Source organism: Phaeobacter sp. BS52 (assembly GCF_045040595.1).
GTDB classification, from domain to species: domain Bacteria; phylum Pseudomonadota; class Alphaproteobacteria; order Rhodobacterales; family Rhodobacteraceae; genus Phaeobacter; species Phaeobacter piscinae.
The window spans coordinates 1,040,071-1,058,768 of the sequence record NZ_CP090662.1; the positions used below are offsets into that span (position 1 = coordinate 1,040,071).

General features: G+C 60.4%; 10 protein-coding genes and 6 pseudogenes. 10 read left to right on the top strand and 6 right to left on the bottom strand.

All coding sequences use genetic code 11. The annotated features are described in order from the left end of the window. Positions 1–3: 3 nt before the first annotated feature. The 5 genes and pseudogenes from L0Z65_RS05130 to L0Z65_RS05150 form a co-directional block, all read right to left on the bottom strand. Positions 4–240 carry a BolA/IbaG family iron-sulfur metabolism protein gene (locus tag L0Z65_RS05130; protein WP_096789236.1) on the bottom strand — a complete coding sequence of 79 codons (237 nt, stop codon included), beginning with the start codon at positions 238–240 and terminating at the stop codon, positions 4–6. A gap of 67 nt (positions 241–307) precedes the next feature. Continuing rightward, positions 308–856: a hypothetical protein gene (locus L0Z65_RS05135; RefSeq protein WP_405111372.1), complete on the bottom strand. Its 549-nt coding sequence runs from the start codon at positions 854–856 to the stop codon at positions 308–310. A 97-nt stretch (positions 857–953) separates the two neighbouring features. Next, positions 954–3,120, bottom strand: a pseudogene (gene purL / locus L0Z65_RS05140) (phosphoribosylformylglycinamidine synthase subunit PurL). Positions 3,121–3,336: 216 nt separating this feature from the next. Continuing rightward, entirely contained in the window at positions 3,337–3,732 is a 396-nt protein-coding gene (locus L0Z65_RS05145; protein ID WP_024097071.1) for a hypothetical protein, read from the bottom strand. 585 nt (positions 3,733–4,317) lie between these two features. Beyond that, a pseudogene (locus L0Z65_RS05150) lies at positions 4,318–5,224 on the bottom strand (LysR family transcriptional regulator). A gap of 169 nt (positions 5,225–5,393) precedes the next feature. On the opposite strand from L0Z65_RS05150, the pseudogene L0Z65_RS05155 reads away from it, so the two are divergent. From L0Z65_RS05155 to L0Z65_RS05200, 10 genes and pseudogenes are all read left to right on the top strand, one after another. Then, positions 5,394–8,815 (top strand): annotated as a pseudogene (locus L0Z65_RS05155) (indolepyruvate ferredoxin oxidoreductase family protein). Positions 8,816–9,074: 259 nt separating this feature from the next. Next, positions 9,075–9,995 carry a lysophospholipid acyltransferase family protein gene (locus L0Z65_RS05160; RefSeq protein ID WP_405112463.1) on the top strand — a complete coding sequence of 307 codons (921 nt, stop codon included), beginning with the start codon at positions 9,075–9,077 and terminating at the stop codon, positions 9,993–9,995. Between the two features lie 20 nt (positions 9,996–10,015). Next, the gene (locus L0Z65_RS05165) at positions 10,016–10,825 is read left to right on the top strand and encodes a glutamate racemase (RefSeq protein ID WP_405111375.1); all 810 of its coding nucleotides are present in this window, start codon (positions 10,016–10,018) and stop codon (positions 10,823–10,825) included. Positions 10,826–10,950: 125 nt separating this feature from the next. After that, positions 10,951–11,979, top strand: coding sequence for an N-acetyl-gamma-glutamyl-phosphate reductase (argC, locus tag L0Z65_RS05170; RefSeq protein ID WP_405111378.1), 1,029 nt, complete (start codon positions 10,951–10,953; stop codon positions 11,977–11,979). Between the two features lie 53 nt (positions 11,980–12,032). Further along, the gene (gene ccmE / locus L0Z65_RS05175; RefSeq protein ID WP_040169618.1) at positions 12,033–12,476 is read left to right on the top strand and encodes a cytochrome c maturation protein CcmE; all 444 of its coding nucleotides are present in this window, start codon (positions 12,033–12,035) and stop codon (positions 12,474–12,476) included. A 119-nt stretch (positions 12,477–12,595) separates the two neighbouring features. Beyond that, positions 12,596–13,207 carry a holin-associated N-acetylmuramidase gene (locus tag L0Z65_RS05180; RefSeq protein ID WP_405111381.1) on the top strand — a complete coding sequence of 204 codons (612 nt, stop codon included), beginning with the start codon at positions 12,596–12,598 and terminating at the stop codon, positions 13,205–13,207. Further along, positions 13,198–13,810 (top strand): annotated as a pseudogene (locus tag L0Z65_RS05185) (holin family protein). Before L0Z65_RS05180 ends, L0Z65_RS05185 begins: the two are co-directional and overlap by 10 nt. Before the next feature lie 118 nt (positions 13,811–13,928). Continuing rightward, positions 13,929–15,893, top strand: a complete 1,965-nt coding sequence (locus L0Z65_RS05190) for a heme lyase CcmF/NrfE family subunit (protein WP_405111384.1) — start codon at positions 13,929–13,931, stop codon at positions 15,891–15,893. After that, positions 15,890–16,385, top strand: a pseudogene (locus L0Z65_RS05195) (cytochrome c-type biogenesis protein). The gene L0Z65_RS05190 and the pseudogene L0Z65_RS05195 overlap by 4 nt, the downstream one beginning before the upstream one ends. A 186-nt stretch (positions 16,386–16,571) precedes the next feature. Beyond that, positions 16,572–17,349 (top strand): annotated as a pseudogene (locus L0Z65_RS05200) (enoyl-CoA hydratase-related protein). A 147-nt stretch (positions 17,350–17,496) separates the two neighbouring features. Here the strand turns inward: L0Z65_RS05200 and L0Z65_RS05205 are convergent. Continuing rightward, a complete protein-coding gene (locus tag L0Z65_RS05205; protein ID WP_254683181.1) occupies positions 17,497–18,387 on the bottom strand; it encodes a calcium-binding protein in 891 nt (296 codons plus the stop codon). Between the last annotated feature and the right edge of the window lie 311 nt (positions 18,388–18,698).

Below are 18,698 nucleotides of genomic sequence, written 5' to 3' on the forward strand. Positions count from 1 at the left end.
GGGTTACTCAGGCACCTTTGTGGTCAGGGCGAGGGCGTGCAGCTCCCCGTTGGCGCCATCCATCTTGCCCTTCAGCGCGGCATAGACCGCGCGCTGCTGCTGGACACGGTTCTTGCCGCGAAAGCTCTCGTCGATGACCATCGCGGACATATGCACACCATCATGGCCGCCAACCTGAATTTCCGCATCTGGAAAACTCTCGCGCAGCAGGTCTTCGATTTCTTGGGCTTGCATCGGCATTGGGGGGATGTCCTTATTTCTAGCTTATGGAAAATGTAGGGTGCTGCAGGGACCTCTGCAAGGCGGATTAGCCGCGCGGCACCACATAGGGGGCAAGGCGCGGCACGAACTCAGGAACCTGCGCCAGGGCGGCCTGCACCTCCGGTTCCTCGAAATCCCAGATCGAGGTGCCATCGCGCACGGCAAGGGTCTCGCTCAGGCGGGTCAGCTCCGCCCGCAGTGCGTCGGGGAGTCTCAGGGCAGCGGCCTCCTGCAGGATCAGCAGCGCCTCATGGATGGGGCGCAGGACACGCAGGGCATGGGTCATATGTGGCAGGAGGTCAGGATCGTCGCGCCATGTCTCGCCCTGAAACAGCACCTCGGTCACCCGTTGCCCGGCGCCAGCGCAGGAATAGGCGATACAGCCGCCAAATCCACGGGCGCTCAGATCGGCATGGATGGTGCAGTTGAAACAGGAGGGCGAGAGGTTGGGGCAGGGGTGGTCCGTCTCCTTCAGGATCGCAAAATCCTCGTCTTCCTCAAACGGGTAGGCCACACAACAAAGCGCAGCGCAGCGGCTGCAATCGGCTGTCAGCGCGGGGAAGTCGATCGGTGCTGACTGGCCGGGCAGGGGCATTGGGTCACCTGAGAGAGGTCAAAAAAAGGGGTGGGATGACGCCGCCATCCCACCCGGTATTCGAGTGCTGAGGTCTATGCCCCAACGCTGGCTGTCTTTAGGCCACAGCAGCGGCAAAGCTCGAGCGGAAGATGTCGGCCAGTTCGGTCAGAGAGGCCTCTGAGCCGCCGATCTTCACCATGTCGCCGCCGAATTTGCCGACGCTGGTGACCGTGACACCGGCCTGACCTGCGGCCATCATCAGTGCCTCGGCCTGATCGAAGTTGCAGGCCACGAGATAGCGCGCCTGATCCTCACCAAACACGGTCGGGGTGTCGCCCGCGTCGATCTGCACGCCAACACCGGCGCCTTCGGCCAGTTCAAAGGCTGCCATGGCCAGACCGCCGTCACCAAGGTCGGTGCAGGCTTTGATCAGCTCGCGGTTGGCGCGGATAAATTCGCCGTTGCGCTTCTCCGCCGCCAGATCCACCGCCGGTGCATCGCCGTCCTCGCGGTTGAACACCTCGGCCAGCAGTGCCGACTGGCCAAGATGGCCGATGGTGTCACCGATCAGGAGGGCGATGTGACCGTCACGGACTTCGCCGGTGATGGCGTCCTCGCCCGCAGCGATCAGGCCAACCGCGCCAATCGTGGGCGTGGGCAGGATGCCCTGACCGTCGGTTTCATTGTAGAGCGACACATTACCGGAAACGATTGGCATATCGAGGGCTGCAACCGCCTCGCCGATGCCTTTGATGGCGCCAACAAACTGACCCATGATTTCGGGCTTTTCAGGGTTGCCGAAGTTCAGGTTGTCGGTTGTCGCCAAGGGCGTGGCGCCGACAGCTGTCAGGTTGCGATAGGCCTCGGCCACCGCCTGTTTGCCGCCCTCGAACGGGTTTGCCATCACGTAGCGTGGCGTCACGTCGGAGGTGAAGGCCAGCTGTTTGTCGGTGCCATGCACCCGCACAATACCGGAGCCTGCGCCGGGGCGGCGGGCGGTGTCGCCCATGACCGTGGTGTCATATTGCTCATAGACCCACTGTTTGCCGGCATAGTTCGGGCTGGAGATCAGCGCCTTCAGGCCGTCAATCGGATCAATGGTGGGCACATCCGCGTCGGTGAGCGGCTCAGGCGCGGGGGTCTCCACCCAGGGGCGGTCGTATTCCGGTGCGGTGGAGGCCAGTTTCGATAGAACCAGATCTGCCTTTACCTCACCATTGTGCAGGATCAGGAAGCGATCCTCGGCGATGGTCTCGCCGACGATGGCAAAATCGAGGTCCCATTTCTCGAACACGGCGCGGGCTTCGGCTTCCAGTTCGGGTTTCAGCACCATCAGCATGCGTTCCTGAGATTCCGACAGCATCATCTCATAGGCCGTCATGTTCTCTTCGCGCTGCGGTACGTCTTCGAGGTTCAGCTTGACGCCCAGCTTGCCCTTGTCGCCCATTTCCACGGCAGAACAGGTGAGGCCCGCGGCGCCCATGTCCTGAATTGAGATCACCGCGCCGGTCTGCATCAGCTCCAGCGTGGCTTCCATCAGGCGTTTTTCGGTGAAGGGGTCGCCGACCTGAACGGTGGGGCGCTTTTCCTCGATTGTGTCGTCGAATTCGGCGGAGGCCATGGTGGCTCCGCCAACGCCGTCACGACCAGTTTTGGCGCCGAGGTATACAACCGGCATGCCGACGCCGGAGGCGGCGGAGTAGAAAATGCTGTCAGTTTTGGCGAGGCTTAGCCGCAAAGGCGTTCACGAGACAGTTGCCATTGTAAGCGGGATGGAAGCGCACTTCGCCGCCAACACAAGGCACGCCAAAGCAGTTGCCATAACCGCCGATGCCCTCAACCACACCGTTGACCAGCTGGCGGGTCTTGTGATGGGACGGCTCGCCGAAGGACAGCGCATTCATCGAGGCGATGGGCCGCGCGCCCATGGTGAAGACGTCGCGCAGAATGCCACCAACCCCGGTCGCCGCACCCTGATAGGGCTCGATGTAGGAGGGGTGGTTGTGGCTTTCCATTTTGAAGACAACGGCATCGCCGTCGCCGATATCCACAATCCCTGCGTTTTCACCGGGGCCACAGATCACCTGCGGGCCGTCGGTCGGCAGGGTGCGGAGCCATTTTTTGGAGGATTTGTAAGAACAGTGCTCATTCCACATGGCCGAGAAAATGCCCAGCTCCGTGAATGTTGGCTCCCGCCCGATGATTTCGAGGATCAGATCGTATTCCTCGGGCTTCAACCCGTGGTTGGCAATCAGTTCAGGCGTGATGGCGGGTTCTTGCATCCGTGTAACGTCCCCAATGGCTGCGATTGCGCGCCTTTTAGGGCAAGGAGGGCCAAGGGGGAAGGAAAAAGCGCAAGGCGGCTGCTGGCGCTTTGGTGCGCTGCGTTGCTGGAGGTGGTCACATATGGAAAAAGGGCCAGAGCCGCTGTGGCTCTGACCCAAATCTGATCCCCGGCCCCGCGAGATGCGGGGGCGATCACTGTCTGACTGTGCCGCTTAGTTCAAGACGGAGCCATCAGTGAGCTTGTCGGGGTTTTCGTTGGCGTAGGTTTCAAGCATGGTCCGCAGCTCGCCAGTGGTCTGACCCATGCGCAGCACGCCGTCGGTTTCCCACATGCCATCAAGGTTGAAGCGCAGGCCGCTCAGCTTGTCGGAGAAACTGTCGCGGAACTCGACCAGGATTTTACGGTCGGGGCCCGGCTCGGTGCCGACCTCGACAACCTTGCCCAGGAACACGCCGTTTACGTCAACCACGGGCGCGCCCATGAATTCGATGTTTTCCTCAAGGAATGTCTCGCCCGCATCATTCGGGGTGGCGTTTTCGGTCAGCACTTCAGCGCTGGCAGCACCGGTCATGGCGATCAGGGCGGCGATAGAGGTCATGCGAAGCATTGTTGCTCTCCTTCAAGTCAGATGCGTTGGTGTCTTGTGTTCTGGCTACCCAACGGGGTGTCCCCGCCAAAGGTTCCTGATTTTTTCGAAATCGGGTGGGTTTTCATGCGAGCGTTAACCAGATGCTCATTGTTCAACCCCCTGATGGGGCTGAACAAACCGGGGTCATGATGAGACGGGAAACGACCTGTTTTGTGGACCGGGCTGCAGCGGCTTTCCTGCCGATCTGGACGATATTTATACGGAGAGGGGCGATAAATCCGGCACTGGCGCTGAAATGTGCAGCAGTTGGGTGAATACCGCACGCAAGTACCGACCAAGACGGGATGAGCCGGTTGACGGGGGTCAGGCGGGCTGTGACGTTGCAGGTGCCGATGTCGCCAGAGCCGCCGGGGCATAGAGCGAGTATGGGCCAAAAAAAAGGCCGAGCACTAAGCTCGGCCGAAGTCCAACAGGGAGGTATGAAGGGCGACAGTGTCGCTGCCTTCGAGAGTTGATTTAGGGGTGCAATGCGCCCCGATCAAGGGCAATCAGACTTGGAAAATGGCAAGGCCGCCATGCATTTTTTGCATGGCTCGCCAGATGTCATATTTTGCCCAGTTCTTTCATATGCTTGCGATGTGCAATAATCTCGTTCTGGACGAAATCCCGGAATGCGGAAATCCGCCGGGAATGGCGCAATTCTTCCGGGTAGGCGAGGTAGACCGGCACGTCGCTGGTGTCCTCATCCTGCAGGACTGGCACCAAATCGGGAAAGTCCTCAGTCACGTAATCGGGCAGCACCCCGATGCCCAGATCATGAATGACGCCCTGCAACACACCAAAGTAGTTGTTCACGGTCAGCAGCGATGACGGGTTATGGGTCATGAGTTTCTGCACCAGTACCGCGGCTGAGCCAACCTGAGCGGAACGGGGGTTTTGGCAGATCAGCCGGTGATCGACGATATCTTCGGCCTGTTCCGGCGCGCCGTTGCGTTCGACATAACCGCGCGAAGCATAGAGTTTCATCTGCACGGTCATCAGCCGCTTGCGGATCAGATCTGCCTGGCTGGGTTCCTTCATACGGATGGCCACATCAGCCTCGCGCATGGGCAGGTCCAGCACGCGTTCCTCCAGCATCAGATCAATCTTCAGATCCGGGTATTGCTCATAAAGCTTGGTCAGGCGCGGCGCCAGCCACAGGGTACCAAAGCCAAAGGTGGTGGTGACGCGCAGCTCGCCAAAGACTTCTTCCTCGCTGTCGCGAATGCGGGCCGAGGCGGCCTCAAGCCGTTTTGACATCGATTTGGTGGCGTCAAACAGCAACTCCCCCTGTTCGGTGAGAATCAACCCCCGCGCGTGGCGGTGAAACAGGGTCGAGCTGAGGCTCTCTTCCAATGCGCGAATCTGCTAGGCTGACCGCCGACTGCGACAAGTTCAGCTTGTCGCCCGCATGGGTCAGACTGCCTGCGTCCGCCACTGCGTGAAATATTCTAAGCTTATCCCAATCCATACCCGTCACTTTCGATGCCTCTTTCGTAGCCTATATGAAATGTATCGAAACTTTCAATTTGATAGGGCGGTCAGAAACATATTCCGGCAAAAAACAGTATACAGGTCAGCAATTGTGACCTAATATGACGCCAAGAAGTGCAAGCTAATCGAGGTTGGGGAGGCCCAGGATGAGCACGCAGAAAATTTCTCTGAACGACAAATTTGACCTGACAAAATCGCAGGTGATGCTGAACGGCACACAGGCGCTGGTGCGCCTTATGCTGATGCAGAAGCACCGGGATAAGGCCGCGGGCCTTAACACCGCTGGCCTGGTCACAGGCTATCGCGGCTCACCCCTCGGCGCGGTTGATATGCAGATGAAGCGGGCGGAAAAACATCTGACTGCCAGCGATGTCACCTTTCAGTATGGTTTGAACGAGGATCTCGCCGTGACCGCCCTATGGGGCGCGCAGCAGGCTGAGGTCCGGGGGGAGGGTAAATACGACGGTGTCTTTGGCCTCTGGTACGGCAAGGGACCGGGCGTTGACCGTTCAGGTGATGCGATCCGGCACGCCAATATGGCCGGTTCGTCCAAATATGGCGGTGTCCTGGTTGCCATGGGCGATGACCACACCGGCGAAAGCTCCACCGTGTTGCACCAGTCGGAATGGTCGCTGATGGATTGCTACCTGCCCATCGTCAGCCCCGCTGGCGTGCAGGAGATTCTGGACTACGGTGCCTATGGACTGGCGCTCAGCCGGTTTTCCGGTCTTTGGGTCGGCCTGAAGACGATGAAAGACACGATAGAGGTCACCTCGGTGGTTGATGGCGATCCGGACCGGATGAAGCTGGTCACGCCGGAGTTTGACATGCTTGAGCAGATGGGCTGAACATCCGTCTGGATGATGACCGGTTCCGGCAGGAAAACCGGATCATCGACTACAAGCGCTTTGCGGCGGAGGCCTTCAGCCACGCCAACAAGATGGACAAGCGCATGTGGGGCAAACCCGGTGCCAAGATCGGTTTTGTTGCGGCGGGCAAGAACTGGCTGGATCTGGTCCATGCTATGTCGCTGCTGAACATCGATGAAACCATGGCCGAACGGCTGGGCATCACCACCTATAAGGTCGGCCAGACCTGGCCGCTGGATATGAAGGGCTTCAACGACTGGGCCGAAGGGCTGGACCTGATCGTGGTGGTCGAGGAAAAGCGCAAGCTGATCGAAATCCAGATCAAGGAAGCCATCTTTGATGACCGTCGCGGTCGCCGTGTCTATGGCTGGTACAAAGGCGGCGCCGGTGCCATGCACCGCGAGGAACTGTTTCCGACGAAATACGCGCTCGACCCGATCATGATTGCCGAGAAACTGGGCCAGATCCTGATTGAAGAGGGGCGCGAAACGGAGGCGATCCGCGCCGGGCTGACCGCGCTGGATGATGCCAAACGCGCTGACAACGCCGAGGAAATCGCGGCCCGTCTGCCGTATTTCTGCTCAGGCTGTCCGCATAACTCCTCGACCAAGCTGCCCGACGGAAGCCGGGCCTATGCGGGCATCGGCTGTCACTTCATGGTGCAGTGGATGGACCGCGAGACGACCGGCTTTACCCATATGGGGGGCGAGGGTGTGAACTGGGTTGGCGAGGCGCCATTCTCCACCCGCAAGCACGTGTTCCAGAACCTTGGCGATGGTACCTACAACCACTCCGGTGTGCAGGCGATCCGAGCGGCGCTGGCCGAGGGGACGAATATCACCTTCAAGATCCTCTACAATGACGCCGTTGCCATGACTGGCGGACAGGAGGCCGAGGGCGGGCTGACCGCACATCAGATCGCGCATGAGCTGACAGCGATGGGCGTGAAGACCATCGCCGTGGTCTATGACGAGAAAGAAGACGTCGACACCAAGCTGTTCCCGGCGGGTATGCGGATGCACGAGCGGGCTGAGCTGATGGTGGTGCAGGAGGAAATGGAGACAGTCGAAGGCGTTTCCGCCATCATCTATATCCAGACCTGTGCCGCTGAGAAACGTCGCCGCCGCAAGAAGGGCCAGTTCCCCGATCCCGATCAGCGCGTGTTCATCAACCCGGACGTCTGCGAGGGCTGCGGGGATTGTGGGGTGCAGTCCAACTGTGTCTCTATCGTGCCAAAGGAGACTGAGCTGGGCCGCAAACGGGCGATTGACCAGTCGTCCTGCAACAAGGATTTCAGCTGCGTCAAAGGTTTCTGCCCGTCCTTCCTGACCATTGAGGGCGCAAAAATCCGTAAGGAGCCAACCGCCGCATTGGATCTGCCGGACCTGCCGAAGCCAGAGCTGCCAAGCATCAACGGCACTCATAATGTGGTGATCACCGGGGTTGGTGGCACCGGCGTTGTCACTATCGGCGCGGTGCTGGCACAGGCGGCGCAGATCGATGGCAAGGGCGCTGGCATGATGGAAATGGCCGGTCTCGCCCAGAAGGGCGGCGCGGTGCATATCCACTGCCGCATTGCCAACAAACCCGAGGACATCAGCGCGATCCGTGTGGCCACCGGCGAATGTGACGCGCTGATCGGGGGTGATCTGGTGGTGTCGGCTGGCGCAAAGACCATCGGTCTGATGAAAACCGGCAAGACCGGCGCGGTGGTGAACAGCCATGAGATCATCACCGGTGATTTCACCCGCGACACCGATTTCCAGCTTCCCACCGACCGGTTGCAGGTGGCACTTGAAGCACGGTTGCGGGATCGGCTGGATCTGTTTGATGCCTCCGATCTGGCGCGCGCCAGCATGGGAGATTCGATTTTCTCCAACATGATGATCTTTGGCGCAGCCTGGCAGCGCGGTCTGCTGCCAATCACGCTTGAGGCCATTCAGGAGGCGATCACCCTCAACGGGGCCGCGGTAGAGCGCAATTTGCGCGCCTTTGATATCGGTCGCTGGGCGGTGCTTTATCCGCAGGATGCCGCGCGCCTTGCGGAACCCAATGTTGTTGACCTGCCCAAGTCGCTGGAGGAGAAGATCGCCTTCCGCAAGGGGCATCTGACCGACTATCAGGGCCCCCGTCTGGCCAAACGCTATGGCAAGATGCTGGACGGCATTTCCGATAAGGCGCTGAAGGAAGCGGTCGCCAAAGGCTATCACAAGCTGCTGGCGTATAAGGACGAATACGAGGTTGCGCGCCTGTTGCTGTCCAGCCGGGGGAAGGCCGAGGCGGAGTTTGAGGGCGATCTGAAGATCTCCTACAACCTCGCGCCGCCGATGCTGACAGGCACCGACCCCAATGGCCGCCCGAAGAAGCGTAAATTCGGCCCTGGTCTGGAACGTGGGCTGCGTCTGCTGGCGAAGTTCAAAGGCCTGCGCGGCACGCCGCTGGATGTGTTTGGCTACACCGCTGAACGCAAGATGGAGCGGGCGTTGATTGCGCAGTATGAGGCCGACATGAAGGAATGGCTGCCCAAGGCCAGCCCTGAAATCATGGCGCCGCTGATTGCGCTGGCGGAATTGCCGCTGGAGATCCGGGGCTTTGGTCCGGTGAAACAGGCCAACGAAGCCAAGGCGGCAAAACGCCGCGAGGAGCTGCTGGCCGCATTGCGTCATGGCGGCACCGAGTTGAAGACCGCCGCAGAGTAATCGACAGCAGCCGCCTCGGGCGCAGCCTCCAAAACACCAAAGAACGCTCCGGTTTGCCGGGGCGTTTTTGTTTGTTCCATCGCGTAGGACCAGAAAGACACAGGATGGCGGGCGGGCTGTCGTGTGATTGTTACCTCGGTTGTGCAAACCGTGATACCGGCTCTATAGCCGAACGCGGCAGCAGGCTGCCCTTACGTAAGACCGCGACTGAGATCACGAGGCCCATCCCATGTTTCCCACCCGCAGCACGCATGGCAACATGAAAACCCAGCCATCCGGGACTGTCTCCCGGCGTGAGGCGATGCGCAGCGCGCGTGATCTCTCCTATGCGCATTCCGCTCAGACCCGGCCCGGACGCGCGATGATCCGGATGATGGAGAACGTCACTGGGCGTTTGCAACTGATCAAACGCGCCGAGGGGTATGAGGCCGATGTCGCTGCCGGGCACAGTTTCTGGAGCGTGATGCGCGCGCGTTACGGCTTGCAATTGGAGGTGGTGCGCGGCACGCTCTCTCATATCCCGCAGGATCAGCCGGTGGTGGTGATTGCCAATCATCCTTATGGCATTCTCGACGGGCTGATGCTGGGGCATATCCTGTCCGAGGCGCGCGGTGATTTCCGCATTCTGGCCCATCAGGTGTTTCGCAAGGCTGATGATCTGTCCCGCGTCATCCTGCCGATTGATTTTGCCGAAACCAAAGCGGCGCTGAAAACCAATCTTGAGACCCGTAAGACCGCGTTGGAGTATCTCGGACAAGGGGGCGCCATCGGGATTTTCCCCGGTGGCACCGTCTCCACCGCCGCGCGGCCTTTTTTGCGGCCAAAGGTGCCGCCGATGGACCCGATGTGGCGCGGCTTTACCGCGCGGATGATTGCCAAATCCCGCGCCGTTGTGGTGCCTATCTACTTTGACGGGCATACCTCCCGGCTGTTCCAGATGGCCAGCCATTTGCATCCCACATTGCGTATGGGGCTGTTAATCAAGGAGTTTCGCAAACGCGTCGATACGCCGGTGCGCGTCTCTATTGGGACTCCGATCGGACGCGATGTGCTGGACCCGCTGGCAAGTGACGCAAAAGCAATGATGGATTTCCTGCGCAAAGCCACGTATGAGCTGTCACCAACGCCACTCAAATCCTATGACTACGGGTATGAGTTTGAGGAGAAACATCGCGCCTGAGCGCACAGCGAGAGAGACAGATGGCTGTAGGTATCTTTGATTCCGGCCTTGGCGGGCTGACCGTGCTGAATGCCGTGCAGGAGCGGCTCCCGGATGTGGACTTCCTCTACTATGCGGACAGCGCCCATGCGCCTTATGGTGTGCGCGATGCCGAAGATATTTATCAGCTGACCAAGGCGGCGGTTGAGGACATGTGGTCCAAGGGCTGCAATCTTGTGGTCCTGGCCTGCAACACCGCGTCGGCAGCAGCGCTGCGGCGGATGCAGGAAGCCGGTGTCCCTGAAGGCAAACGTGTGCTGGGCGTCTTTGTGCCGCTCATTGAGGCGCTGACAGAACGGCAATGGGGCGACAATTCCCCGCCGCGGGAGGTGGAAACCAAACATGTCGCGCTTTTTGCGACCCCGGCGACCGTTGCCAGTCGGGCGTTCCAGCGTGAATTGGCATTCCGCGCCATTGGCGTCGATGTCGAGGCGCAGGCCTGTGGCGGTGTTGTGGATGCCATCGAAGACGGCGACATGATCCTCGCCGAAGCCTTGGTGCGCAGCCATGTGGATGCGCTGAAACGCAAGATGCCGGAGCCGCAGGCCGCGATCCTCGGCTGTACACATTATCCGCTGATGGAAGAGATCTTTCAGGCCGCATTGGGCGCTGATGTGCAGGTGTTTAGTCAGGGCAGATTGGTTGCCGACAGTCTGGCGGATTACCTTGACCGTCACCCGCAGATGATGGGCCAGGGGCAGGGTGGGTTCTACACCACCGGTATGCCTGCCCGTGTCAGCGACCGCGCTACGCAGTTCTTGCGACGAGAGATGATCTTTCAAGCGGCTTAAGCGCAAACGCCCGGGAACCTTTCTCCAAGCTTGTTCCTGGTCAAAGAGCGCAAGGCTCTGTCCCTTTATTTCTCTCCGCAGATGGCTGCGGAACCGGCATATCACATCGAAAGACGAGGTCTGACATGACCCATAAAGTAGCTATTCTTGGCGCCTCCGGTTACACTGGCGCTGAACTGGTGCGGCTGATTGCCCAGCATCCTACGATTGAGATTGCGGCCCTCTCCGCGGAGCGTAAGGCCGGAATGACCATGGCCGAGGTGTTCCCGCACCTGCGCCATCTGGAGCTGCCCCGGCTTTGCAAGATCGGTGAAATCGACTTTTCTGGCATCGACCTGTGTTTCTGCGCCCTGCCGCATAAGACCAGCCAAGAGGTGATTGCCGCCCTGCCGCAGGATCTGAAGATCGTCGATCTGTCTGCGGACTTCCGGCTGCGGGACCCGGCGGAATACGAGAAATGGTACGGCAACCCCCACGCCGCGCTGGCGCAACAGGAAGAGGCGGTTTACGGCCTGACCGAGTTTTACCGGGAAGAGATCAAATCCGCGCGTCTGGTGGCAGGCACCGGTTGTAATGCCGCGACGGGGCAGTTTGCCCTGCGGCCGCTGATCGCGGCCGGGGTGATTGACTTGGATGACATCATTCTGGATCTGAAATGCGCGGTCTCAGGCGCGGGTCGGTCGCTCAAGGAGAACCTGCTGCATGCGGAGCTGAGCGAAGGCTACCACGGCTATGCGGTTGGCGGCACCCACCGGCACTTGGGTGAATTTGATCAGGAGTTCAGCAAGATCGCAGGCCGCCCGGTCAAGGTACAGTTTACCCCGCATCTGGTGCCCGCCAATCGCGGCATTCTGGCGACTGTCTATGTCAAAGGGGACGTGCAGGCGATCCATGACACCTTTGCCAAGGCTTATGCGGATGAGCCGTTTATTGAGCTGCTGCCCATCGGAGAAGCGCCCTCGACCCGGCATATCCGTGGCTCCAACTTCTGCCACATCGGGGTAGCGGCGGACCGGATTGAAGGCCGCACGATTGTCATCGCGGCGCTGGATAACCTGACAAAAGGTAGCAGCGGTCAGGCCTTGCAGAATGCCAACCTGATGTTAGGTGAGGAGGAGACAACCGGGCTGATGATGGCGCCGCTGTTCCCCTAACGACCCAAAGGTCTGGCGCAACATGCGCCGGACCCACACCTAAAGAGGCCGCGATGAAGTCACTGAAAAAACAGCGCCGCATCCAGATCATCGCACTGACCACCGTGGCACTTGTGGTCGCCACGGCGCTGATTGGCTATGCCATGCGTGACGGGATCAACTTCTTCCGCTCCCCCAGCCAGGTGATCGCTGAGCCGCCAGAAGCCAGCGAGGTGTTTCGCATCGGGGGGCTGGTGGAAGAAGGCAGCATCATACGCGGTCAGGGTGAGACACTGCGCTTTGTGGTGACAGACGGCGGCGCCTCTGTGCCGGTGACCTATACGGGCGTTCTGCCCGATCTCTTCTCCGAAAACCAAGGCATGGTCGGCACCGGTCGCTACATCAACGGCACCTTCGAAGCGTCTGAAATTCTTGCCAAACATGATGAAACCTACATGCCGAAAGAGGTGATGGACGCGCTGAAAGAGCAGGGCGTCTATCAGGAGCCGGAAACCTAAATTCCCTCTGCCCGAGGGCGCACCTCAAGGGTGTTGCGCCCTCAGCGCGCGCTCAAGTCCGGGTGCGCTCATTTTTGACTGTCATGCTGGTGTCCCACTCCAATTGAAGGGACTGACCCATGCAAGACATCAAGGCCATCGCTCAGGAAATCGTTGCCCGCGAAGGCGGTTATGTTGACGACCCGGATGATCCGGGTGGGGCTACCAAACATGGCGTGACATTGGGTACGCTACAGCGTCTTGGCATGGATTTGACGCGCGATGGCCGTATCGACAAGGCAGATGTGGCCGCCGTCAGCCAGGCGCAGGCGGTGGACCTCTATATCCGGCACTATTTCAACAAACCGCGCATCGCAGCCCTGCCGGAAATGCTGCATCCTTCGGTCTTTGACATGTATGTCAACGCCGGGGCCAATGCGGTGCGGATCCTGCAACGACTGCTGGTGCAGATGGGATATGAGCTGGCAGTGGATGGGCGGATTGGTCCCAAAACCGCCGGGGCCGCCCGCGCTGCGGCCAAGATTGGCCGGGTGGCGCTGCGTGATGCCTATGGCGTGGCCCGGCGCAACTATTACTTCCGCATCGCCGATCGCCGCCCTGCCAGCCGCAAATACGCCCGCACTCGCAAGGGCGGCAAAGGGGGCTGGATCCTGCGGGCCGAAAGCTTCATCTCGCCGCAATACCAGTTGAGCGAGGCGGAATTTCAGGCGCGGGTGGCGGCATGGGGCTGATTGCGGATGTGCTGCGGGGCCTGTTCGGGCGGGAGCGCAATGTGGTTGCCGAAACGCTGGAGGTGTTTCGCGAAAACGCGGAAGCCGAGCGCGGTAAGGGATCACACCGGCCGGGCCGATGCGCTCGCGCAATTCGCAGCGGAATTCGCCCGCAGTCAGGCCGGGCACGGCCCCGTTAGTCGGTTTGATCGCTGGATGGATGGCGTGAACCGCCTGCCACGTCCCTTGCTGGCGTTGTCGACACTGGCGCTGCTTGGCTCAGCCATGGTGGACCCGCTGTGGTTCGCCGCCCGCATGCAGGGGCTGGCACTGGTGCCGGAACCGCTCTGGTGGCTGCTTGGGGTGATTGTCTCGTTTTATTTCGGCGCGCGTCAGCAGTTGAAAAGCCAAGGCTTCCAGCGTGAGATTGCCGTCAGCCTGGCACAGGCCCCCGCCGTGGCGGCAAATGTGTCCCGGATCAATGAATTGCGGGCGTCTGAGCCTGCGGCCCCCGCGATGTCTGATCCTTCCGAAGCAGATCATCGTCACAGTGTAAGTAAAAGCAAAGAAACAGAAAATCCAGCGTTGTCTAAGTGGATAGAACTATCAAAGGCAGCCAAATGAACGGTTGGCGCGGGTTGCCTTCAGGCGCATGCGCGGAGGGGCACGGGCGGGGACACTGCGGCGTGAGGACGCGCCGATTGCGATTGGCGGCCTTGCCTGATCGCCCTATAGATAGGCTATGATTACAGAACTCGGTCACTTCGCCCTCATCCTCGCTTTTGTGATTGCCATCGTACAGATGGTGGTGCCGCTAGTTGGCGCCCATTTTCGCTGGCCCGGCTGGATGTCGGTTGCGGAACCTGCTGCGCAGGCGCAGTTCTTCTTCACAGGCTTTGCCTTTTTGGCGCTGATGTGGGCGTTCATCACCTCCGACTTCTCGCTGCGGCTGGTTGCGCTCAACAGTCATTCCGCCAAGCCGATGCTCTATAAAATCTCCGGCACTTGGGGCAACCACGAAGGCTCAATGTTGCTGTGGGTGCTGATTGTCAGCCTGTTCGGGGCGGTGGCCTCGGTGTATGGAAATGGCTTGCCGCCAACGCTGAAGGCGCGGGTGCTGTCGGTGCAGGCGGCGATTGGTGTCGCGTTCTTTGCCTTCATTCTGTTTACCTCCAACCCGTTTCTGCGCCTTGCGGTGCCGCCGTTTGACGGGCAGGGGTTGAACCCGTTGTTGCAGGATCCGGGCCTCGCATTTCATCCGCCGTTCCTCTACCTCGGCTATGTCGGGTTGAGCATGGCGTTTTCGTTTGCGGTGGCGGCCCTGATTGAAGGCCGTGTCGATGCGGCCTGGGGGCGCTGGGTGCGACCCTGGACGTTGGCGGCCTGGATCTTCCTCACCATCGGCATCGCGCTGGGGTCCTGGTGGGCCTACTACGAGTTGGGCTGGGGCGGATTCTGGTTCTGGGATCCGGTTGAGAACGCGTCCTTCATGCCCTGGTTGCTGGCGGCGGCGCTGCTGCATTCCGCCATTGTGGTTGAGAAACGCGAGGCGTTGAAAAGCTGGACCATCCTGCTGGCGATCCTGGCCTTTGGCTTCTCCCTGATCGGCACATTTATCGTGCGTTCGGGACTGCTGACCTCGGTCCATGCCTTTGCCAGTGATCCGGAGCGGGGCGTGTTTATCCTGTATATTCTGGCGTTTTTCACCGGTGGCGCGCTGCTGCTGTTTGCGCTGCGCGCACAGGCGATGCAGGCCAAAGGCGTCTTTGGTCTGGTGAGCCGCGAAACCGCGCTGGTGGCCAATAATATCCTTCTGGCGGTGAGCTGCTTTGTGGTCTTCTTCGGCACACTCTGGCCGGTGGTGGCGGAGATGGCCTTTGACCGCAAGCTGAGCGTCGGTCCGCCGTTCTTCAATACGGCCTTCACCCCCTTCATGGTGGTGCTGGGCGCAATCCTGCCCGTGGGCGCGATGCTGCCGTGGAAACGCGGTCTTTTGGGGCGCACGGCCTGGCGCCTGCGCTTTGTCTTTGCGCTGGCCATCGCACTTGGCGTGCTGGCCTGGGCGATGCAGACCGGTCGCTCCGGGCTGGGGCCGATTGGGCTGTTTATCGGTGTCTGGGTGGTTGTTGGCGCTTTTGCGGATCTTTGGCTGCGGGGCAGTGCGACCGGGCGTTGGCAGCGTCTGTTGCGCCTGCCGCGCGCCGACTGGGGCAAGGCGCTGGCCCATGCGGGTCTGGGCGTCACGATCTTTGCCATTGCCGGACTGACCGCCTGGCAGGATGAGGATATTCGGATTGCCGAACTGAACCGGCCCTTCAACGTCGGGGCCTATACGCTGGAATTGCAGAATGTGCGCCGTGTTCAAGGGCCCAACTACCTCAGTACGATGGCAGATATCGAAGTGACCCGTGCTGGTCGGTTTGTGGCGCTGCTGAACCCGGAAAAGCGGGACTACCCGGTCTCGCGCATGCCCACCACCGAAGCCGCAATCGACTACCGGTTCCTGCGCGATCTTTATGTGGTGATCGGCGACCAGCAGGCCAATGGCGGCTGGACGGTGCGGACCTATATCAAACCGCTGGCCAACTGGATCTGGGGCGGTTGCCTTCTCATGTCGCTTGGCGGGCTGCTGAGCCTGACAGATCGGCGATTCCGCGTTGCGGCTAGCGCGCGCCGTCGCCCGCGTGAAGGAGTGCCAGCGGAATGAGATATGCGTTTCTTGCCCGGCTGTTGCTGTCGTTGACGCTGCTGGCCCCGATGGTGATAACCAGCACCCCGGCGCTGGCGGTTGAACCCGACGAAATTCTGGAAGATCCGGTGCTGGAAGGCCGCGCGCGCGAGCTGTCCAGGCGACCTGCGCTGTCTGGTGTGTCGCAACGAGAATATCGACGAAAGCAACGCCGATCTGGCCCGTGATCTGCGCCTTCTGGTGCGCGAACGCCTGGTGGCAGGCGACAGCAATGATGAGGCGATGGATTTCATCGTGGAGCGTTACGGCGAATATGTTCTGCTCAGCCCCCGGGCAAGTGGCGCCAACTGGCTGCTTTATGCTGCTGGCCCGCTGATGTTGGTTCTGGCGCTCATACTGGCGGGGGGCTATATCCGCACGCGCAGCCGCACCCCGAGCGCGGAGGATCCCGGCGCAGAGGGGCTCAGCGCGCAGGAGCGGGCGCAACTGGATCGTATTCTGAAAGACTGACCGTTCGATATCGGTGGTGTTCGATGCCACGGGCCACGGATCGCGTGGGCCACAACCCTTCCGGCACCGGGCGACAGGGGCGCACCGTTTGGGTGGTTTTGCCGCGAGAGGTTACGCGGCGTTTGCCTTTTCCTGCAGGCTTGCATAGGCAAGTCTGCGAAAAACCTTTAACCACGAGGCCCTTTGATGGATTACCAGGAAATTCTGTTCTCGCTGGAAGACGGCTTGGCCGTTGTGACGCTGAACCGCCCCGCCAAGATGAACGCCTTGACCGGTCTGACGCGGGCGGAAATCACCCATGCGATGCAGCGTGCCGGAAAAGAGGCCCGTGCCGTGGTGCTGACCGGCTCCGGCGTGTCGTTCTGTTCGGGTCAGGATCTGTCCGATGCGGCAAGCCAGGGCAAGCTGGATCTGGAGCGCACCCTGCGCGATGAATACACCCCGATGCTGGAGGCAATCTACAACTGCCCGGTGCCGACCATCGCTGCGGTCAATGGCCCGGCGGCGGGCGCAGGCGCCAATCTGGCGCTGGCCGCAGATGTGGTGATCGCAACGGAGAGCGCCTATTTCATGCAGGCCTTTGCCCGTATTGGCCTGATGCCCGATGCCGGTGGCACCTGGTTCATGCCACGCCAGATGGGCATGGCAAAAGCGATGGGGGCTGCGCTGTTTGCCGATAAGATCAATGCCAAACAGGCGAGCGACTGGGGCATGATCTGGGAGGCCATTCCAGATGCCGAATTCGACGCCCATTGGCGTGCCCGTGCGGCCTATCTGGCCTCTGGTCCGACCCGTGCCTTTGGCGCGATCAAGACGGCAATCCGCGATGGCTATGGCAACAGCCTGCCGGAGCAACTGTCCGAAGAGGCGCATCTGCAAGGTCAATGTGGCAAGACCCGCGATTTCATGGAAGGGGTTACCGCCTTCATGGAAAAACGGCTTAGCGAAATTCGAAGGTCGCTGAGGCGCCGCGATCCGCGTCTGACTCTTGAACGGTGCAAACGAAAAAACCCGCCCTTCCGCTATGCGGTAGGGCGGGTTTTTTGCTGCGTTCGTGCGGGCTCTGCCGGGGCGGGCCAGATCAATTGACCCACCGCAGCGGAGCAATTTATCAGCCGCTGCGGGCGACCAGCGCAACATGCTCGGCCAGGTTGAAGGTGGTACCGGCATTGATCAGACGCACCACTTCCTCGCCATTGGCCACCAGGAAGGCATCGGTGCCGCCATCGTCATTGGCGCGGGTGACCACGTCCAGCTCCGGCTCTTCCTCGTCTTCATCGTAGTAATAAAGCACGCGGTCATCATCGGCGGTGAAATCGGTGATGGTGGCCTGCTCATCCTCGCTCAGCCAGGCACCGGTTTCAAAGCTGTCGCTGCCGCTGCCACCGGTCACCGTGTCGTTGAGACCAAAGAGCACCGAGTCATCGCCTGCCCCTGCGTTGATGGTGTCGCCTTCGCCATCCTGATCGCTGGTGTAGTCGAGCTCCAGCAATGCTTCGACTTCTGCCTCGCTGATCGGTGTCTCGCGGCCCTGAACGATATCCTCATAGGCGCCTTCATTCAGAATCCCGGCCGCAATAATAAGATCATCGCCCTGACCACCTACGAGGTGATCCGCACCGCGGGTGTCGATTAGGGTATCATCCCCCGCGTTACCGCGCATGAAATCATCGTCATTGCCGCCCACCATCGTATCGTCGCCATCGCCGCCAAAGACATTATCGGCTGCGGATCCGCCGTCGAGAACATCATTCCCGGCGCCACCTTCGATGGTGTCAGGGCCGCCACGGGCGTCAATATTGTCGTCCCCCGCGCCGCCAAGCAGGTTTTCGCTGCCGGTTGTGCCTAACAGCAGATCCGCGCCGTCAGTGCCTTCGACAACGGTTTCAGTGTTGTCTTCGTTACCGCTTTCGTTGGCGCCGGACTCGGCGCTATCGGAATCATCGGAGTCATTGATGATCACGCCAGCCAGCAGGCCAACCCCAAGCAATGTCATGAGCATAAGCACGGTGCGTCTCCCGTTAAGGTTTAATTAGCAATTAGCGACATGCCTATTCAGGAGGTGGAATTCCGTCAATCGAAACCCGCCGTAATTGAGTAAAATGCGATCAAACAGGTTAACCAGGTTTCCGGATTGGAAACATCGACTGCCTATCCTTTTGATTGTCGCACTAGCCGAAAGACGTAGACCTGCAATCAAAAGATGTATCACTGATAAGGGGACGCAGACCTGTCGCTCCCTCATCGTATCGGCTGAGGTCACGAAAAAACCCTGCCTCCGAAAAGGCAGGGTTTGCAATTTTCTATCACCGA